Here is a 1,335-nt window from a genome sequence, read left to right as displayed (position 1 = left end):
ATATTACCACTCTACTCTCTATTTTATTCTTTTCAGTTCCAACCATATAGTTATCATTGGCTAATTTTTCTAGCTTTATATTATTCTTTATTCTTAATACATGATATTTGTTATTCTCCTTTTGTAATCTCTTGATTCTCTGTAAGTCACAAAATCCTCTATCCATTACTGCTACACCATTTTCTGGAGTCTCTTCTATTGTTTCATTCCCATATAGTAGTTTCAAATAAAGCTGAGACGCTAAACGCCACAGTAAGAACGGATAATTTCATCAAGAGACGTGTCAATAGGAGCGTACATTCTAGCTCGTTTCAAGGCACTAAAGTCATGCTCAATATCATTTAAATCAGGAGAATATTTCGGCAAAAAAAGAACTTCATGACCTGCTTCTTTAGCCAATTCTTTAATGGCAGTTTTACGATGAATAGGAGCATTATCCATTATTAATATTGATGGAATGTCGAGGGAGGGTAGCAAATATAATTTTAACCATCCTTCAAAGCCTTCTGCATTCAAACTCCCGGTAAAAACCATCGGCGCAATCAAATCTTTTTTTCCTTTTCTTCTCCCTGCTACTAGATTTTCTCTGACTCCCCTTTTTCCTTGTCTATCTCCATAAACTTTTTTTCCTTTTTTTGACCAGGCATAAATACAAGCCTGGATTGCTTCGAATCCAGATTCATCTATGTAAACTATAGCTTGACTACTATAGAGCTTAATTAGTTCTCTTAACATTCTATAGTACTTAACTCGTTCCTCCCGGTTTCTTTCTCGATAACGTAGTTCTTTTTTTTTCTGTTTATTTTCATTTTCTTTAATGCGTAATATACGGCACTCGGCCTCACTCCAAATTTCTTGGCTCTGTCTATCAATCTTGCATCGGGATTTTCTTCTACGTCTTTTTTTAGAGCTTCCCAGTCTAATTTCCTATGGCGACGCTCTACTTTTGTTGGGCTTAAATCTACTCTATTTAACCATCTGTATATCGAGGCTTTTCCTATTTTACATATCTTGGAAGCCTCAGTTATTTTTCCTCCAGCTTCTATATAAGCTACTACCCTTTGCCTTAAATCTAAACTGTAAGCCATTGTTTAAACCTGTTCATTTTGTACACTCCATAATTTTACATTAAATTCTCTCATCGTTAATTGAAATGACTATATCTTGAATCCGCCCCAGGATAACAAACCACAACTGCAACGAGGAAGCACTATTTTCCGCCTTGGCGATCGGGTTATGCAACTAAAAAATGATTATCATCGGGAAGTTTTTAATGGTGATCAGGGTACTATCACTGCCATTGAAAGGGAAGAACAAATATTGACTATTACTTAT

The 1,335-nt window shown here is 35.4% G+C and carries 3 protein-coding genes and 1 pseudogene; 1 reads left to right on the top strand and 3 read right to left on the bottom strand.

Annotation, left to right across the window (positions count from 1 at the left end):
- The 3 genes and pseudogenes from ODQ17_RS19005 to ODQ17_RS18995 all read right to left on the bottom strand — a co-directional run.
- A pseudogene (locus ODQ17_RS19005) lies at positions 1–214 on the bottom strand (transposase); the annotation flags it as partial.
- A 26-nt stretch (positions 215–240) separates the two neighbouring features.
- Positions 241–819 carry a transposase gene (locus tag ODQ17_RS19000; RefSeq protein ID WP_223211251.1) on the bottom strand — a complete coding sequence of 193 codons (579 nt, stop codon included), beginning with the start codon at positions 817–819 and terminating at the stop codon, positions 241–243.
- Entirely contained in the window at positions 729–1,088 is a 360-nt protein-coding gene (locus ODQ17_RS18995) for a transposase (RefSeq protein WP_322905608.1), read from the bottom strand. Before ODQ17_RS18995 ends, ODQ17_RS19000 begins: the two co-directional genes overlap by 91 nt.
- 76 nt (positions 1,089–1,164) lie before the next feature.
- Here ODQ17_RS18995 and ODQ17_RS19240 point away from each other — a divergent pair.
- A partial coding sequence (locus ODQ17_RS19240) for a hypothetical protein (RefSeq protein WP_442872428.1) occupies positions 1,165–1,335 on the top strand: 171 nt, incomplete at its 3' end.

The sequence above is a fragment of the Acinetobacter sp. IRS14 genome (assembly GCF_034650275.1).
Taxonomy (GTDB): Bacteria; Pseudomonadota; Gammaproteobacteria; order Pseudomonadales; family Moraxellaceae; genus Acinetobacter; species Acinetobacter oleivorans.
Note: the sequence above shows the minus strand (reverse complement) of the source record. Positions and strands in the feature narration are given on the sequence as shown.